The 16,556-nt window shown below is 43.6% G+C and carries 12 protein-coding genes; 1 reads left to right on the top strand and 11 read right to left on the bottom strand.

Features of this window, described 5'->3' with window-relative positions:
* Positions 1 to 41 precede the first annotated feature (41 nt).
* The gene (locus AC1XUE_RS04280; RefSeq protein WP_483354690.1) at positions 42 to 2,249 is read right to left on the bottom strand and encodes a S41 family peptidase; all 2,208 of its coding nucleotides are present in this window, start codon (positions 2,247 to 2,249) and stop codon (positions 42 to 44) included.
* Between the two features lie 255 nt (positions 2,250 to 2,504).
* On the opposite strand from AC1XUE_RS04280, the gene AC1XUE_RS04275 reads away from it, so the two are divergent.
* Positions 2,505 to 3,194 carry a porin family protein gene (locus tag AC1XUE_RS04275; protein WP_483354689.1) on the top strand — a complete coding sequence of 230 codons (690 nt, stop codon included), beginning with the start codon at positions 2,505 to 2,507 and terminating at the stop codon, positions 3,192 to 3,194.
* Between the two features lie 56 nt (positions 3,195 to 3,250).
* Here AC1XUE_RS04275 and AC1XUE_RS04270 read toward each other — a convergent pair whose 3' ends face one another.
* From AC1XUE_RS04270 to AC1XUE_RS04225, 10 genes are all read right to left on the bottom strand, one after another.
* On the bottom strand, positions 3,251 to 5,398 hold the full coding sequence (locus AC1XUE_RS04270) for a pyrroloquinoline quinone-dependent dehydrogenase (protein ID WP_483354688.1): 2,148 nt from the start codon (positions 5,396 to 5,398) through the stop codon (positions 3,251 to 3,253).
* Positions 5,399 to 5,469: 71 nt separating this feature from the next.
* The gene (locus AC1XUE_RS04265; protein ID WP_483354687.1) at positions 5,470 to 7,248 is read right to left on the bottom strand and encodes a cytochrome-c peroxidase; all 1,779 of its coding nucleotides are present in this window, start codon (positions 7,246 to 7,248) and stop codon (positions 5,470 to 5,472) included.
* Between the two features lie 69 nt (positions 7,249 to 7,317).
* Complete coding sequence (locus AC1XUE_RS04260; protein ID WP_483354686.1) at positions 7,318 to 8,772, bottom strand: PhoX family protein; 1,455 nt, start codon at positions 8,770 to 8,772, stop codon at positions 7,318 to 7,320.
* Between the two features lie 143 nt (positions 8,773 to 8,915).
* Positions 8,916 to 9,749 carry a 4,5-DOPA-extradiol-dioxygenase gene (ygiD, locus tag AC1XUE_RS04255; RefSeq protein WP_483354685.1) on the bottom strand — a complete coding sequence of 278 codons (834 nt, stop codon included), beginning with the start codon at positions 9,747 to 9,749 and terminating at the stop codon, positions 8,916 to 8,918.
* A gap of 316 nt (positions 9,750 to 10,065) precedes the next feature.
* Positions 10,066 to 11,184 (bottom strand): aldo/keto reductase, encoded by a 1,119-nt coding sequence (locus AC1XUE_RS04250; RefSeq protein ID WP_483354684.1) that lies wholly within the window; start codon positions 11,182 to 11,184, stop codon positions 10,066 to 10,068.
* Between the two features lie 24 nt (positions 11,185 to 11,208).
* Positions 11,209 to 11,727, bottom strand: a complete 519-nt coding sequence (locus tag AC1XUE_RS04245) for a cupin domain-containing protein (RefSeq protein ID WP_483354683.1) — start codon at positions 11,725 to 11,727, stop codon at positions 11,209 to 11,211.
* A gap of 220 nt (positions 11,728 to 11,947) precedes the next feature.
* Positions 11,948 to 14,167 carry a PAS domain S-box protein gene (locus tag AC1XUE_RS04240; RefSeq protein ID WP_483354682.1) on the bottom strand — a complete coding sequence of 740 codons (2,220 nt, stop codon included), beginning with the start codon at positions 14,165 to 14,167 and terminating at the stop codon, positions 11,948 to 11,950.
* A 614-nt stretch (positions 14,168 to 14,781) separates the two neighbouring features.
* The gene (locus AC1XUE_RS04235; protein ID WP_483354681.1) at positions 14,782 to 15,042 is read right to left on the bottom strand and encodes a DUF3072 domain-containing protein; all 261 of its coding nucleotides are present in this window, start codon (positions 15,040 to 15,042) and stop codon (positions 14,782 to 14,784) included.
* A 158-nt stretch (positions 15,043 to 15,200) separates the two neighbouring features.
* Entirely contained in the window at positions 15,201 to 15,857 is a 657-nt protein-coding gene (locus tag AC1XUE_RS04230; protein ID WP_483354680.1) for a DNA-3-methyladenine glycosylase family protein, read from the bottom strand.
* Positions 15,858 to 15,887: 30 nt separating this feature from the next.
* Positions 15,888 to 16,331, bottom strand: a complete 444-nt coding sequence (locus AC1XUE_RS04225) for an SRPBCC family protein (protein ID WP_483354679.1) — start codon at positions 16,329 to 16,331, stop codon at positions 15,888 to 15,890.
* Between the last annotated feature and the right edge of the window lie 225 nt (positions 16,332 to 16,556).

Here is a 16,556-nt window from a genome sequence, read left to right as displayed (position 1 = left end):
TGAGGGCGTGCTTAATACATTTTTGCCTTCACAAGTGGAATTTATTTCCTTTTAATAATTTCAACTGCTTTTTCTAATAGTTCATCTCGGCCTTCCAGAATGGCTTTGATGGTTGGTTTCATATATATATCCGGAAGAATACCCACTCGTTGCGTTTCACGGCCATCGGGGTAATATACACCCAATCCGCTTATTCTTGTATTAATCCCACCTGGTAGATAGAATTCCGAAATATTGCCATCAGCTCCTGCTGTCGGAGAACCTACAATAATGGCATTGGGGTGAACACGGTAATGCATAGCATGAAATTCCGATGCACTCTGAGAAATTTCATTGACCAGTATCACTACTTTTCCTTTATAATAGTCGGGATTATCCTTGCCGGTAGTCAATGGGTCTTCCAGAGTAAATGTGCCCGGGTTCTCAATACTGCCGTAAGACAGCTGCACAAAATCAGTTGGTTTCGGAAGCAGATAATTACAGAATTCGTAGCCCGGAAAATCGCTGGGGTAGTTTCTGAGATCGATAATCAGTCCATCGGTTTCTTTTATTTTCTGCCATAATACAGCCAGATGTGCGTTTTTAAGGAGGCCGTTATCTACGTAGGCAATATCCTTTTCTATGAAGGCGAAGGAGGTGTCCCGTTTCACTGTTTTCAGATCAGATTGCAGTTCTTTATAGTTGCCTGTAGGTAGGGTTTTGCTGTAAGTCTTATTTCCTCTTTTATAACTTATATTGATATTTGGGTTATTGGTTCCCAGTATATGCTGAGCCATGTCTCTCAGTCTGGCTCCCTGGTTGGAAGCGGGGAAATATTTAGATTTTTCCTGTACAATTTTCTCAGTTTTTTTTCCATTTATTTTGGTGATAACGTCGCCTTTAATCAATCTATCGGACATCGTACTTTCCTGATATTTACCTGTTGTCACAGCCAGTTTGTCTTCGATGAATTTCACTTCATAAGGAATACTATTTTCTCCAAGGTACATCGATAATACTTTATTTTCTCCCCAAATATTTGCATGTGAGTCACTTATTTTACCTATTAATTCCACGGCATACAGAGCGTATTCTGTTTCATTTTTAGCATTAATAAATTTGGGAAGGAATTCATACAACACAAGTTTCCAATCTTTACCGATAAGATTTTTGTAGGGGAAATAATATTGAATGATGTTCCAATATCTGAAAAGTGAAAGTAATCGGAATCCGGCATCAGGGTACACCATGGAAAAATACGGAGATTCATTTTTGAATTCGGGGTTAAGTATGTCATTGTTTATTCCAATGTAGTAATGATGATTGTCGCGCTTTGCATTTTTAACTTTAAGTAAAGACTTTTGGAGCTCCTGTGAAAAGCCGGATTTGGAGATCCAATCCAGGTCAGGCTGCATTTTTGTAGATTTTGAACTACTTACATCTGCAGGGCTCTGCGGGAAATCTCCGAGGCTGTGTATCCAGTCTGTCAGCAGGTTGTCAGCGTTTACGTTCTCTTCGAGAAGCTTTGGAATTATCCTGAATAGCTCGTAATCCCAGTTGTATTTTCCACTGGCAATATGTGGATGATAGTATTTGAGAAATCCCCAGATCAAAGCGAGGTTATATAACTTTTCGGCTTGTTTACTACTCAAATCAGTCATATCCAATTTGAATCCGTTGTCAAATTCTCTGTCTTTTTCCGCGGGGTATTCCTTTTTTTCGATGGGAGAGATGCTATCGATAGGCTTGCCATCAATGTATATCTGAAAGTTATCCAGCCATAGCTTTCCACTACCAAACAAAGCTCCTCCTACCACGATTTGTTTGGTTTTTTCGGGATTCATTGACAGACTTAGCTCATATTCTGACCAGTCGGTAGTGCCCTCCACTTTTACCTCGTGATATCCCAATGAAGGATCAATTCGTATCCATAGGCTGCCATAACCATTTCCTACATTTTCGGTTTTTATGAATCCTTTTAGCGCAATGGTATTCCCCGGATAATTTTCAGGTAGTGAATAAGATAACGCTTTATATCCTGGTTTTCCTCTGCCGAGCTCAATTGAAGCTGAATATGTTCCATTGTATTTCGTTATAGAATCTTTGTTGATCTTATAATTATCATCTCCAAATATTTTCCATCCGACTGATAAATTTTGATCATTTTGTTCAAAATCTAAATTTAACTTTTGCGAAAATTCTTTATTTCCCTGGCCGAATGAACATAGGCTTGTTAATAGTAAGAGGGCCGCTGCTATATATTTTTTCATTGCATAAGTTTATTTGATTTAACTGCAATGTAGGAAGGTATCTATTCCGGAGATAGTTAGTTCAATCCATTTAACATTAATTATGATACTGTGAATTCTGAAAATAATTAACACTGTGTTCAAAGTATTTCTTTTCAGTCTGTGAATGATATTTTATGTAACCAATGTAAATTATTTATGTATATTAGCCTGTCTGCATCAATATGTAGCTGATTTCTCATTAAACTTTAATACGTTTCACCTCATCTGAAGCTCATGAAAAAATATTGCTACACTTGTTTACTGTTTGTATTTACGTTTTTAATTTTTTGTGCTCCAGCATATGCCCAGTACCATATTGGTATTCGGGGAGGAGTGAATTTTGCCAAATTCGGACCTGCTAATGTCATTGAATTTAATTCAAACATACGGCCGAACATAGCCGTTGTTTTTAATATGCCATTAAACTCAGCATTCAGCATTCAGGTAGAGCCTGGGTTTTCAGGAAGAGGAGCCAAATATGATGAAGAGGTGGAAGGTGTTTTGAATGGTGTATCGATGCGAAGTAGGGAATCCGGCAAAATATTTGTCAATTATATCGAAATGCCAATATTGTTTCAATATAAAACGCGCGTTGGACTATTTGATTTAATGTTGTCTGCGGGGCCCGATATGAAGCTATTAACCGGGAAAGGAAAAGTTAAAGGTAGATCTCAACTCTACCATGATGGTGTGACTATTACGGATACTCAAATTGATACGAAGTTTGGAGGGGAGAATGATTTGAGAAGCTTTGATTATGGGTTAACAGGTGGTGCAGGGCTTGCTTATCCAATGAAAAATTTAAAGCTCTTTGCCGAAGCCCGCTATCATCTGGGTTTGAGTAAAGTACTACGAGGCGGCGTTGATCCCCACAACCGTGGGTTATCTGCGCATGCCGGTGTTTTGTTTCCGATCAGATTTTAAGGGGCTGAGCAAGTTATATTCAGTTGAGATCGTCCAAAATGTTGAAATTAGCGATATCAGGGCAACGCAAACACCATCACCGATCCCGATGGCTTTTGCTGTGTTCCTGCCACTGAGAGGGCCACATATTGTTTACCGGCAATCTGATACGTGCTCGGGATTGCATTAGCCATAGCGGGTAGTAACTTATCCCATATTAGTTTCCCTGTTGATTGGTCAAAAGCGCGGAACCTGTTGTCAGCCGTGCCAGCAATAAATATAATCCCACCAGCCGTAACAATAGGACCTGGTTTGCTATCCTGGCCGGTGTCGGGCATTCCTGGCAATTTTAGTTTTTCGTTGTTGCCCAATGGAATTTGCCACTCATATTCACCTGTCGACAGATTGAGTGCATGTAGCGTTCCCCAAGGTGGCCGGATTGCCGGATTGCCTTTGTTGTCAAGAAAAGGTTGATAGGCTGTCACGTTCATCAGGCGTTCCTTAGGAGCATCTTTTTTATCCGCCGCAGACTTGGGAATCCTGAGTGGACTTTGCTTTTTATCACTCACATAGGTCAGCAAAGCCTCTTGCTGCTCCGAGGTGAGCGAACTGCCAAATGCGGGCATTACACCGGATCCTTTTTGAATTTTGTTTAGAATCTGTTCTGGCTTCATTCGTTTGGAAAGGCCCGTCAGGGAAGGATAACCGGGTTTGTTGCTCTTGCGATCAGCTCCGTGGCATGATGCGCAATAGGTTCCGTACAGCACCTGGCCGTGTGTGGCAACATCCAGTCCTGTTGTCGCCTGGTTATTACCCACTTTTGCTATGGTCTGGATCTCGGGCGAGTCATTGGATTTGAAATACAACATCGAAGTTTTCGGATCATAAGCCGCGCCTCCCCATTCAATTCCTCCCAGCGTTCCGGGCAATACCAGCGTACCTTTCTGATCGGGTGGAGTGAAGATGCCTTCGTACCGCAATGATCTGAATTTTTGTATTGTCGAATCGTGATCCGCTCCCGGATATCGCGTCAGGTCCGCTTCCGTGATTTGTTGCCTGGCATAAGGTTTGGGTTTCAACGGGAAAGGCTGTGTGGGCCAGGCCTGTTCTCCGGGCATATTGGAAGATGGTACCTTTCTTTCTTCGATCGGATACAGCGGCTTTCCGGTTTGTCGGTCAAAAACGAAAACAAAACCATGTTTGGTAAGCTGAACCACCGCCTCAACTGATTTCCCTTCTTTCGTTATGGTCACCAGGTTGGGTGGCGCGGGCAAGTCGTAATCCCATAAGTCGTGGTGCACAATCTGATAATGCCATTTATAATTGCCGGTTGCAGCATCTAATGCCAGCAGGCTGTTTCCGTATAAATTGGCACCGGTTCTGTCTGCGCCATAAAAATCATAGGATGTTGATCCCAAGGGAATATAGACGATGCCACGTTTACTGTCCAGGCTCATCCCAGCCCAGTTATTGGCACTTCCTGCATACTTATAAGCATCCTTGGGCCAGGTCTCGTATCCCGGTTCGCCGGGGTGGGGGATCGTGTGGAAAGTCCAGACGAGTTTGCCCGTTTTACAATCATATGCCCGGATGTAGCCCGGAGGCGCGTCGTAAACATCGGGCAGGCGTAAACCGGTAATGATCAGATCCTGGTAAACGATGCCAGGACTTGTCATGGAGACGGAAATTTTCTCAGGATCATCACGAAGACCGACATTGAGATTGATTCTTCCGTTTTCACCAAATGAGCTCGCAAGCGCTCCTGTGGCCGCATTGAGTGCGAACAGATAATTTCCGGCAGAGAAGATAATCCTTTTGTCATCATCCTTTGCCCAATAGGTGACAGCACGCACAGGTCCGCTTCCTTCTCCTCCGTCAAATGGATCGAATGACCATATTTTCTTACCCGTTTCAGCATCAATGGCATAGACAATCACTCTTGCCGATGTGGTATACATAACACCATCTACGATAATCGGATTACTCTGACTGACACCGGCTCGTCCGCCGGAAGGTATATCATCGAAATCAAAGGCCCAGACCTGTTGCAGATCCTTGACATTCGAAGTATTAATCTGGTCGAGAGAAGAGTAACTCGAACTGTTCTCGTCCGCCTTATAAACCGGCCAGGACTGATCCGGATTCTTGTCAGAACCGCAGCCTGTCAGGGCCAGTAGTATCAGAAGTTTTGTATATTTAAAGATCGAAGTAGCTGTTTTCTGCATGAAATATTGAGGTGGATGGCTGGCCCATATTTCATCAAACCTAAAAAATCCTTGCCGGATCAGCACCAGCTTTATAAAGATTTGTCGGTCAGACTTTCCATAAAACTGATTACCTGTTGCATTTCCTGATCAGTCAATTCGAGCTTGTCGGCTGCCAGGGTTTGATTCGGAACCGATAATCCCATTCCTGCACCACCACCTTCATTGTAAAAATCCATGATCTGCTGCAAGGTTGTATATACGCCGTTGTGCATATAAGGAGCCGTTTTGCTGATGTTGCGTAAAGAGCTGGTTTTAAAGGCATGCTGCCATTGTGGGAATTGATTGTGCCTGCCTCTGCCAGGATCAGAATCCATGACCGGATGTTTGAAATCTGTATTGCTGGTCACACCTAATACCTCAGATTCGGATCTTTGATAATCGGGAGGCACTGTGCCATTGAATAGTGGAACAAAATGGCACGTACCACATTTGGCTTTGCCCATAAATAAATTAAAACCCTTTACCTGACCATCCGTGAGCGCTTTTTTGTCACCGCGCATGTATTGATCAAATGGCGAATTAAATGGGCTTAACGAACGCACAAATGTAGCCAGCGCATTTTGGACATGAATTGGCTGAACAGACTCAGAGTAGGCATTTTTAAAAAGTGAGACGTAATTTTCATCGCTGGCGATCATCTTCGTGATGGCTTGCAGCGACCCATGCATTTCATCTGTATTGTGAATGACATCGGATGCCTGATCTTCCAACGACGGCGAACGCAGATCGTAAAATGTCGCCTGCTGCAAAGCAGCATACATAATGGTTGGGGCGTTGCGCAGAATGTTACCTTTCGCAAAACCTCTGCTGGTTTGAAGCCCGTCGGTATACGCTAAAGCAGGGGAGTGGCAGGAGCCGCAATTCGTATTTCCATTACCGGAAAGCTTACCGTCATAGAAAAGCTTTTCGCCCAGGGCAATGCGGTCGGCCGTGGATTTGAAGTCCGGATTTGTTACAAGCGCTTCTGCATCGAAAGCACCGGGTTCAAATAAGGTTGCGGCGTCACCTCTTAATAGTTTGCCATCTTGAATGAACGGAATACCCGCTTTTTTCTGCTGATCGTGCAACATCTGACAGATCGGATTCAGGTGGTCAACAATAAAGGCCGCTCTGTCCCAGGAGTTAAAATCTTTCTGGACTTTGAGAAATGACAGTGCATTTTCCACTTTTTCATTCAAAGCCTCTACATTAGAAAACATCTTGCTGTATATGTCAAGATAATCTTTGAAAGAAGTCAGAACGATTTTACTTTCTTCGATAGCATTGCCTGAGGCCGGCGTATCAAATCCGGAAATACCCAGTGTGGTCAATCTGAACATTTCCAGTCTGAGCGCGTCCAGAGCCTGCGCATCGGTAATCTGAATATCTGCCCATAGCATTTTAATACGTTTAAGATTTACCTGCAGCTTACGGATATGACGGATCAACTCATCTCTTTCCACTGCTTCATCGGTATAAATCAGCTCTTCAATAACCTGTAAGCCTCCGGGTTCAAATATGGCATTTTCTTCATCTTCGACTTCATCCAGCGGAGCACCATTTACAAGCTTTACTGTGCTTGGCGTAAAGTATTCAGCAAATGCTTCAACCTGTTTATAGCGTAATCTGAGTTTTAGAAATTCGTATTGCAATTCGGTCTTGGCAGCTCCGCTTCTTGCTTTGCCGAGGAAGTCTTCATTTTTATTGATGACGGTATTCAGATCATCCAGAAAGTACTCACGTACTTGCTGAGATGGGCTTTGTTTTGAACAGGCATTGAACAGCCACAGCACTGTAAAGGTGATGGTCAGCTTGAATAAATATTTCATATAGGACTGGAAACCAGATAAGGAAGGCCATATCAGACTGGCCCTCCTTATACTTATTTTAAGCAAAAACTATTGTTTGATTCCTCTTACGATGACAGTCTGGCCACCTTCCTTATTGGTAGAAAGACCGCTGCCATCCGCACCTTTGTACTTTTCATCCTGCCATGTATGCGGGTGAATATTGATCATAAAGGTTTCAGGAATGCCAACGATATCAGAAATATCGATCATGGCGCCATATTCCCAGGTGCTCAAAGAGTTGTTACCAACCGAGTTGTATTTTGCGTTGAATGTGGCGTCGCTGCGTCTATGGTTCATCTGGATCATCGCTTTCGATTCTTTCGTTGCGATGTTATACTGCCAGATCGTACCATCGTGGTCGTTATCGCGGTAGAAAGAATCGCCGTCTTCCTGAACGTACACATAATTCTTCGTTACACAGATGTTATCAGGGTTTACAATGAAGTTCCCTGGTCTGTCAGCACCATCCATAATGATGTTCAGTTTACCTTTCAATGGGTTAGCTGCATCGAATGTCAGGTGGTATACACGTCCCCACATATTTTTGCCGGCAACGGGTGTAACTTTATCAGACTGACTCACACCAGTAGCTGTAAAATAGATTTCACGCCCCACACCGTCTTTTACATAATCAATATCCTCAACACGCGCAAACTGGATCATTTTCTTTTCGACAGTTTGTGCCTGAAGTTGTGTTCCTGTGCTTGTTTTGACATCATCAAACGGAACGAATTCTACGTCATAGGACTCTCCCTGTGTCATATCTGTTTCTACGCTGTTCTGGTTTGTACGGCGCAGCGCATATAATTTCCCATTGTTCAGATCGCCCACTGTCTCAGAAACATAGGCTACCAGCTGCCCATTGGTATCATCTTCACCTATGATAATCACCGTTTTGCCAGGGAAAGCAGTTTTTGGTAACGGCACTGCATTTTCTGCATTCCATTTTCCAAATGCGGCAACAGTTCTTGTTTTGTTTTTCTTGTCAGCAGGAGCGAACGGATCAATCGCATGTGTCATAGACTCAGAATTGGTCTCACCCGCAGTCAGAAATACAGGTCCGAAGCCGTGTTCCTGAGGCGTTGCAAGTGTGGCTGAGCATAAGCGCCATTGTCCACCTTCAGCATCAACGATGTACTCACCTTTCACAGGTTTAAGTTCTTTGTCCAAAAATACGCGTGATACAGAAAACAAAATCTCGTGGTTATTGAGCATGATGTAGCCTTCCCCGTTAGGATTCTTCATGAATGCACCTCCGTCAGGTTGAGCTCCGTACACAAATCCGGGCGAGTCCTGCAATTGGTCATCAGAACTGATCAGTGTGGTGATTTTCAGATCTTCGAAGCCGGGCATCGCTTTGACAAGCGAAGGGTTTACGGAGCGGTCAATGAGTTTGCTTGCGTCCACAGGTACCTGGTGATCCTGAAGATTACATCCTGAAAAGGTCATAGCCCCCAGAATAAGCGCGGCAGCATAGCTACGGGTAGAATTTAATAAATACATTTGGAATGGTGAGTAGTTTATGCAAAACTATACACCTGCCAACTCGCTGTGATTAAGCAATTGTTAAGGTATTATTAATTTGGAGGAAGTTCAGCAACCGGTAACCGATTGCTACGTTTGGTATGAAAGCAAAACCTGCCTTCTCATCCTATCTTCACAGATGTCATCGTGAGTGAACCGCCAACTGCCTGGTCGTTGAAAAAAGAAATGTCTTCCTTTCCCGACTGCAATCCAAGTGTATATATCAATGGCAGATAATGTTCAGGTGTCGGAATAGCCATCGTGGCTTGCCGCCCCAGCATGGAATAGTTGATTAGTGGCGTATGATCATGTTCTGTAATCAGCGACTTAAACTTGTCGTTTATTTCCAAAGCCCAATCGAAGCCATAGCCCTGCACATCATTCAGTCTGTTCCAGGCAACCATTCTCAGGTTATGTACCATGTTGCCACTTCCAATAATCAGCACACCTTTTTTGCGTAATGCCAGCAATTCTTTCGCTAAGTCATAGTGGTACTGTGGCCCTTTGGAATAGTCTATGCTCAATTGCAGTACAGGTATTTTCGCTTCGGGGTACATATGACGCACGACAGTCCACGTACCGTGGTCGAGTCCCCAATCGTGATTGAGTTCTACCTTTGCAGTGTGGATCAGGTTTGCCGTTTCTTTTGCCAGTTCTGGGTTGCCGGGAGCAGGATATTGTACAGCAAATAATTCAGGAGGAAAGCCACCGAAGTCGTGAATCGTTTCAGGGAAGTCCATCGCTGTGATCTTGGTTCCTTGTGTAAACCAATGCGCAGATATAACCAATACAGCGGCAGGCGTTGGTATTTGCTTTGCCATTTGTGTCCATCTTCTGCTGAATTCGGTATCTTCGATGCCATTCATGGGTGATCCGTGTCCGATAAATAGTACCGGCATGATCTGCTGCTCAGGAAGGGAGTTAGTGAAATCTTTGAATGCTGAAAATTTATTCATGACCTGTAGTACCAGTTAAGCCACCCTTAAAATTGTATACGTTGCTTATTTACTACAGGTTTATTTACGGATTAGTTCGCATTTGTGCTCGTGATCGTTTTTATCCGTCGGATCACTTCTTAACAAAATAATGTGGTAATGAATGGGTATTGCCAACGCAGATACGACCATTCAATCAGCTTGGTTTGTATCAGAACTTGTCTGTTATACAAGCTTTACAAGAAAGCATCTTCTGCCGGATTGGAGCCGGCTATGAATCAACTGGTAGTGTCAGGATAAAACAATCAGGGAGAACTCCATTCTCCCTGGTCGGAAATCAACCTTTTGGTACTGGTGCATTTTCTGCAATCAGTTTTTCCTGTTTCAATTGCGCCCAGAATCCAGCCGGAATTTTTGTAGTGAATGATGCTGCATTTTCCTGCGCTTGCTGTACCGTATGAGCGCCGGGAATCACTGCTGAAACAACTTCGGGAGCAGCCGAAAATTGTAGGGCAGCTGTTCGCAGGTCTACCTGATACTGATCCGCTACTTTTTGTAATGCTGCCAGCTTCTCTTTGACCCCTGCAGGGAATTTGCCGCCATACAGATACCTGTCTTTCCCGGACAAGAAACCCGCACAAAGCGGAGCACCTACAACAATGGATATATCTTTTTCTGCCACTTTCGGAAACACTTTATCAAGTGCAGCCTGGTGTTCAATCAATGAGTACTGGCAAGCCGATAAGAAGATATCAGGATCTGCTACCTCTATGGTTTTCAAAATAGGTTCGATCGTATTAACCCCCAGGCCCCATCCTTTGATGATCCCTTCATCACGCATTTTTGTCAGTTCGGGCATGGCCCCTTTTCGTGCGATTTCAAAGTATTCCGTCCATTTCTCTTTCATATCACCATTGTCAGGTGACAGGTCATGTATAAATACCACATCAATGGAAGAAACGCCCAATCGTTGCAAACTTTCTTCAACACTTCGTCTTACACCATCTGCAGTGTAATCATATTTGTATCCAAAGTTCATTTTACCCTTCCAAAGCAGCTGTCCGGGTTTGAAGTTCTCCTGAGGTGTCAGCAGTCTGCCAACCTTGGTAGAAAGTGTAAATTCCTCTTTCTTTTTGTCTTTGAGAAACAATCCCATCCGCCGTTCGCTAATACCTAGTCCGTACCACGGTGATGTATCAAAATAACGTATTCCTTTGTCCCAGGCTTCCTGCATGCATTGAAGACATTCTATATCCGGATTCTGCTGAAAACCATTGCCTAACGCTACGCCGCCGAAGCCTGATTTTTCTGCAGGACGAAATCTTTTGAAATGTTTGCTGTTCGTGAATTGTGTCATATTGGTCGTTTCGATTGATGAATTGAATGCGGTGGCTGAGCCTGAAGCCAGGCATGCTGCAGCCAAAGGAGTTGTGAATAGAAATTCTCGTCGTTGCATATGCATGATGTTTGAACATATTAATCAGTCGGACAGATCTTTTTTCCAGATTCTCACCAGTCCGTCCAACGTTCCAAATATCGGATCGGCAGTAGGAACAGGCACATTTCGAATATTCTCATCTGCTCCCTGCCGGTCAGTCCTGTTGGCCTTTCTTAGGTCGGGCTCACGGCCATCAGGATAAGCACCGAAAACCAGAAAATTGCTGGTGGCATATGAGCATTTGTGACCGACACCGGCAGGTAATATCAGTAAATCTCCTTCATTTACTACGTACTTCCTTCCATTATTGCCACCAAGTTGTAAATAGGCATATCCGCTTAACACTGCGAGTACTTCATGTGTATTGCTGTGGTAGTGATGATAGGAATAGATTCCATAACGCCAACTGTTCGACCAGTTATTGGTTGCAAGTCTTTCCTCTAAATTTTTAGAGTCAACAGGTGTGCCAAGTACCTGCCGGTAAAGAAGTGCGGGAAGGTGACTGTTAGGAATAACTCCGTCGTCTGCGAAAAGGATTTCCTCTGGTTTCTGCGTTTTCATGCGCTCAGTCGTTAAAATTAAATCGCGAACCGAGCAACAGAATCGTGCCAACTATACTGTCAGCTTAACGAAAATAGAAAAATGGATGTAATTCTAATCTGATAATCCTGGCAATAAAGTAAGACGTCAATATGTGAACCGAATCAGAAAATGTCCATGATCCATGATGATTGTTCAAAAGTGAATTTTGTTAAGAACTATTGTGAAAAGACATAAGATCCTAATTAATAATCGTGTCGGGTAGAAAAACGCTGAAAATTGAGCCCGTACCAGGCGTACTGAAAGCGCAGATACCACCATGATGGTTGGATACAATCTTTTCGCAAATGGCAAGACCTATTCCTGTTCCCTGGTATTCGCTTTTGCCATGTAGTCGCTGGAACATTTGAAAAATACGGTCATGGTGTTTTTCATCAAATCCGATACCGTTGTCGCTCACATCGATTTGATAGTAAGCCTGGGCTTTTACAGCAGGATTTACCCGTCCGGGCAGTTGTTGCGCTGTGATTCGTTTAGCATCCATTTTTATAACAGGTGCTTCTGACGGCTTGTGGAATTTCAACGCGTTGGATATCAGATTCTGAAATAGCTGATGCAACTGAGAAACGTTTCCTGTTACCGACGGCAATTCGCGCAGAAGTATTTGTGCCTTTTGCTCTTTGACAGCCACCTCCAGTGTATTCACCACGTCTTTTACCAAGCCATTCAAGTCCACTGTCTCTGTTGGACCTGCACCGCTACCCAGCCTGGAGAAGTCCAGCAGGTCGTTAATGAGAATGGACATACGCTTGGTTGCGTTTAACATACGGTCCAGGTAAACCTTTCCGTCCTTATTGGGATTTTCGTATGAACTCAGAAGCAGATCGCCAAACTGATGGATTTTACGTAGTGGTTCCTGCAAATCATGGGAAGCTACGTAAGCAAACTGTTGCAGATTGGCATTCGAGCGTTGCAGATCGGCCACGGTTGATTCAAGTTGGATGGTTCGTTCTTTCACCCGTTGCTCCAACTGAATGGTAAGATCCCGGTATTGCCTTTCACTTTCCCGAAGTGCGCTTTCTGCCATTTTACGAGCGGTAATATCGGTGTAAGTTGCAAGCAGCTGGTCTGCATTACCTTGTTCATCGTAAAGGGCCGAAACACTTTTATGAACCCATATCACCGAGCCATCTTTTCGAATATTCCTTTTTTCTATCTCAAATGATTCACCAGTATTTGCCAGGCGATGGAAAAGATCCAGGTTGCAGGCCTGATCGTCCGGGTGTGTGAAGTCCTGCATATTTTTTCCGACGATCTCTTCGAAAGCATACCCCAACATCTGGCAGTACCTTTGGTTGACAAAAGTAAGCATACCATCTACATTCCCACGTGCAAAGCCTGTTGTCGTCTTCTCAACAATAGCCCTGAGCTGCTGTTCTGAAATTCGGAGTTCTGATACTGCCTTTGCTCTTTCCACAGCCGACCATGTCCGTTCAGCTGTTTCTTCGATCAGGGCTATTTCTTGCTCAGAGAACTCCTTCGGATGATTAAAATGGACAAATAATATCGCCACCAGTCGCCCGTCTTTTACCAAAGGAACATTTATGGTCGCTTCAAGATCAAGTTCCAGATGTGCCTGCTTTTCGCTCCGGGTAAGCAAGGGGTCATTTTTAATATTTTGTCTTACGATCGTACGCCCTTGTAGCAAACCGTTGTAAAGATCGGCGCCATAATCACTATAAGTGTAAATGCCATCCAGACTTTTTACGCCGTCTGTATAGTTCCTGGTAACCACAACCAGCTCCACATCCGGAAGGGTTTCAGCGTAGCCGGAACGGTTTGCTGACAGAAATTTTCCTAATAAGGATACTGCATCGTACTGTATCGCCTGCGGATCAGACAGCGGTCTTATGGTATCGCTGAGCGTCAATATGAAATTACGCTGATGTTCAATTTTCTGGCGTTTATCCTGTTCCAATATCAGTTTTGTTGTTTCAAAAACAATCACCAGAACTCCGCCTATTTGCCCAGGTTCTGCAGCGACGGGGCTGTAACTAACATTAAACCAGGCATCCTCCAATTTTCCGGAGCGGTTCAGCTTGAAAAGCGCATTGGTAAACGATACCGACTCTCCGTTAAAGACACGCTGATAAATTGATTCGTTGATATGCCAGGCCTCCGGCCAGCATTCGCGAGTAGGTTGTCCCAGCCCTGCAGGATGTTTACTACCCATAATTTCGCGGTAGCCATCATTGTAGATTTGAACCAATTCCTTTCCCCAAAGTACAATGCTGGGAAATGGACAATCCAGTACAGTTTGAGTAATAGTCTGTAAAGCAGCAGACCAGTCAGATACATCGCCTAAATGTGTCTGCGTCCAATCCAGGTTGCGGCAGCAAGTATGCATTTCGCTGGAGCCATTAAATAGCTTCTTCACATGTAAGACTGAAGATTGTGTCATCAGTTTTAAAAAGTAAATAGGTTAAAGTATGTAGCAGGAAAATTAATTAAGATTCATGAAAATCACGTTCCGGTACATTTAGATTATTTCATATTAGAGCATGCATCAATTCCGTTTACACCCCACGTCGATGCATAAACGGGGTCTGAAATAGTGTTATTGCGAAAAACAAAAATGTCGGGCCACGACCCCGTTTTTCGTCACATAAATCAGATTGCTTTACAGGATATCAATCACAAAGTTTGATAGAATCAGAAATATGGTAGGAGAGAAGTTAAGCTGCATGGTCTGTCTCGTGGCGACATGATTTGCACTTTATTTCTGTTTAGAAATTTAATTCCTTCGCTTATTGAATATGTGCTTTTCTAAAAAAATATTTAGAAAGTAGTTATTGTCAGGAATCTTATTGATGGTAATGGGAGCATTCATGTTTATCAGACTTGCCGATAAAACGCCTGGCTGTATGATCTGGCTTGGCGGTTTGTTACAATCTGTAGTCTTTATTGGATCCTTTACCGATTGCAACGAAGAAAATAAAGGAGAGGCAAAGCTAGTTATAAAACAATGCAAGAAAACCGGTGTGTATATGGCCTTCCTGCATCGCTTTTCATTCTCTAATTTTCAAGGCCCCTGCCGGTTTTGTGTTGCAGTTCGTCAATACGTTTAGAAGCTTCCGCTTTGGTAAGAGACTGATTAAATTCTTCTCCTGCCTCTTCTGACAACGTTTTAAGATAAGATTGCTGTGCTCCGGTCATCGGCTCATCACCGGTTGTCCAGTCGTCAGGATTCTTTACAGTATTGGATCCCTTTAACAGCTCGCTGTCCTTTTTCGGATCTTCATTTTGGCTTGTTGGTTTTTTGTCTGTCGAGTCCATATCTGATTGTACGTTTTGCAAAGCTCAAATACAAAAACCAGGCCAGCATCGCATTCATATGAATAAGCATTCATATCCGCTCACCGCTTATAAAAATTCATCGTCGGCATGCATGTGTACGCCTTAAATCCGCTGTGGCGGAGATCAGGATCATTTTGTTACGGACGTGTATTGGGCTGTAAATTTTTTTTGGCAGGTGTCGATAAGTAGTAATGCCAAAGTATCATTGTAGCCACGGTGCGATAAGGTTTCCAGCCCTCACTGATCTGAATGACTTCGTCTTTTGTCGTGGCCGTCCCAAGCTGTTTAAGTCGTTTTAATGCATTGACAGCAGCCAGGTCACCCGCCGGAAAAATATCTGCATGCTGCAGGGCGAACATCGAATAGACATCAACAGTCCAGTTGCCAATCCCCTTCAGACCGGTTAATACCTTACGAACCTGTTCGTCCGGTGCTTCTGCAAATGAGTCCAGACTGATCTCTTTACTCTCTACGGCCATCGCCAGCTCTCTGATATAGATCGTCTTTTGTCTGCTTACGTAGCATTCACGGAGCTGCTGGTCACTTAGACTCAGAATAGCCTGTGGTGTAATTGCAGTCGTTTTCTCTTTCAATTTATTCAGTGCTGCAAGCGCCGATGCCAGCGAAACCTGCTGTTCAAGAATGATATGTACAAGTGTCTCAAAGCTGTTTTCTCTGGACCACAAAGGTGGATAGCCATAGTGTTCCAATACCGCTTTTAACTCATCGTCCTGACTTGCCAGATGGTCGCAAAGCTGGTGGTAGTTTTCTCTGTTCAATCTGAATGGCATCATCGGGGCTGTTGTGCTTTTTAGTATAGCTGTTTAAAGATCCTTGCCACTGGGTTTTCCGTGTCCGGTATGGATCAGCGGTAGCAGGCTTTCTACAATATAACTTGCCCAGGCATTTGAACAGGCATTATAACACGCCAGGCTCGCATTCAGGCCCATGTGTGTAAAACGGATTTCAGTCTGATCACCAGCGGAAATAATATCAAAAACAATGCGTGAGTCTTTCCATTCCTTTGGGTCGTCGACAAAACGAATCGCACAATCCGTTACAAGCCATTCTACTTTTTGATTGGGGATCAGTTTAACTAGTTTTTGAGTAGATATATGTACGTCTCCGAAATACACTGTGAACGAATCGTTCAGATTCTGCGATTGCCCTTTCAGGTCACTGGTCCACCAAGCCGTAACATTGTTAATGCAATCAAAAGCTGTTTGCGCTGTCGCGTCTGCAAGGATACTTACTGAATAGTCTGACATGTTGAGATGGCTGAAGTTTAGAATGGAACAAATATAAGCCTGATTATTACATTAAAACGGGGGTAAAACAGACATCCAAACAGGCTAATCAAGACAAAGAGAGTAACATTTGGGCCAATTCCCAGCTTTGTATCTGGTTACATTGGAATACAATTTGATATGGAAGGTTTCTCTTTTATAAAATATGGAAGGTTTCTCTTTTATAAAATAATGAACTAATCAGAT

It is taken from the genome of Dyadobacter sp. HNCC25DJ187, from assembly GCF_056895255.1.
This window is presented reverse-complemented; position numbering and strand designations above follow the sequence as displayed.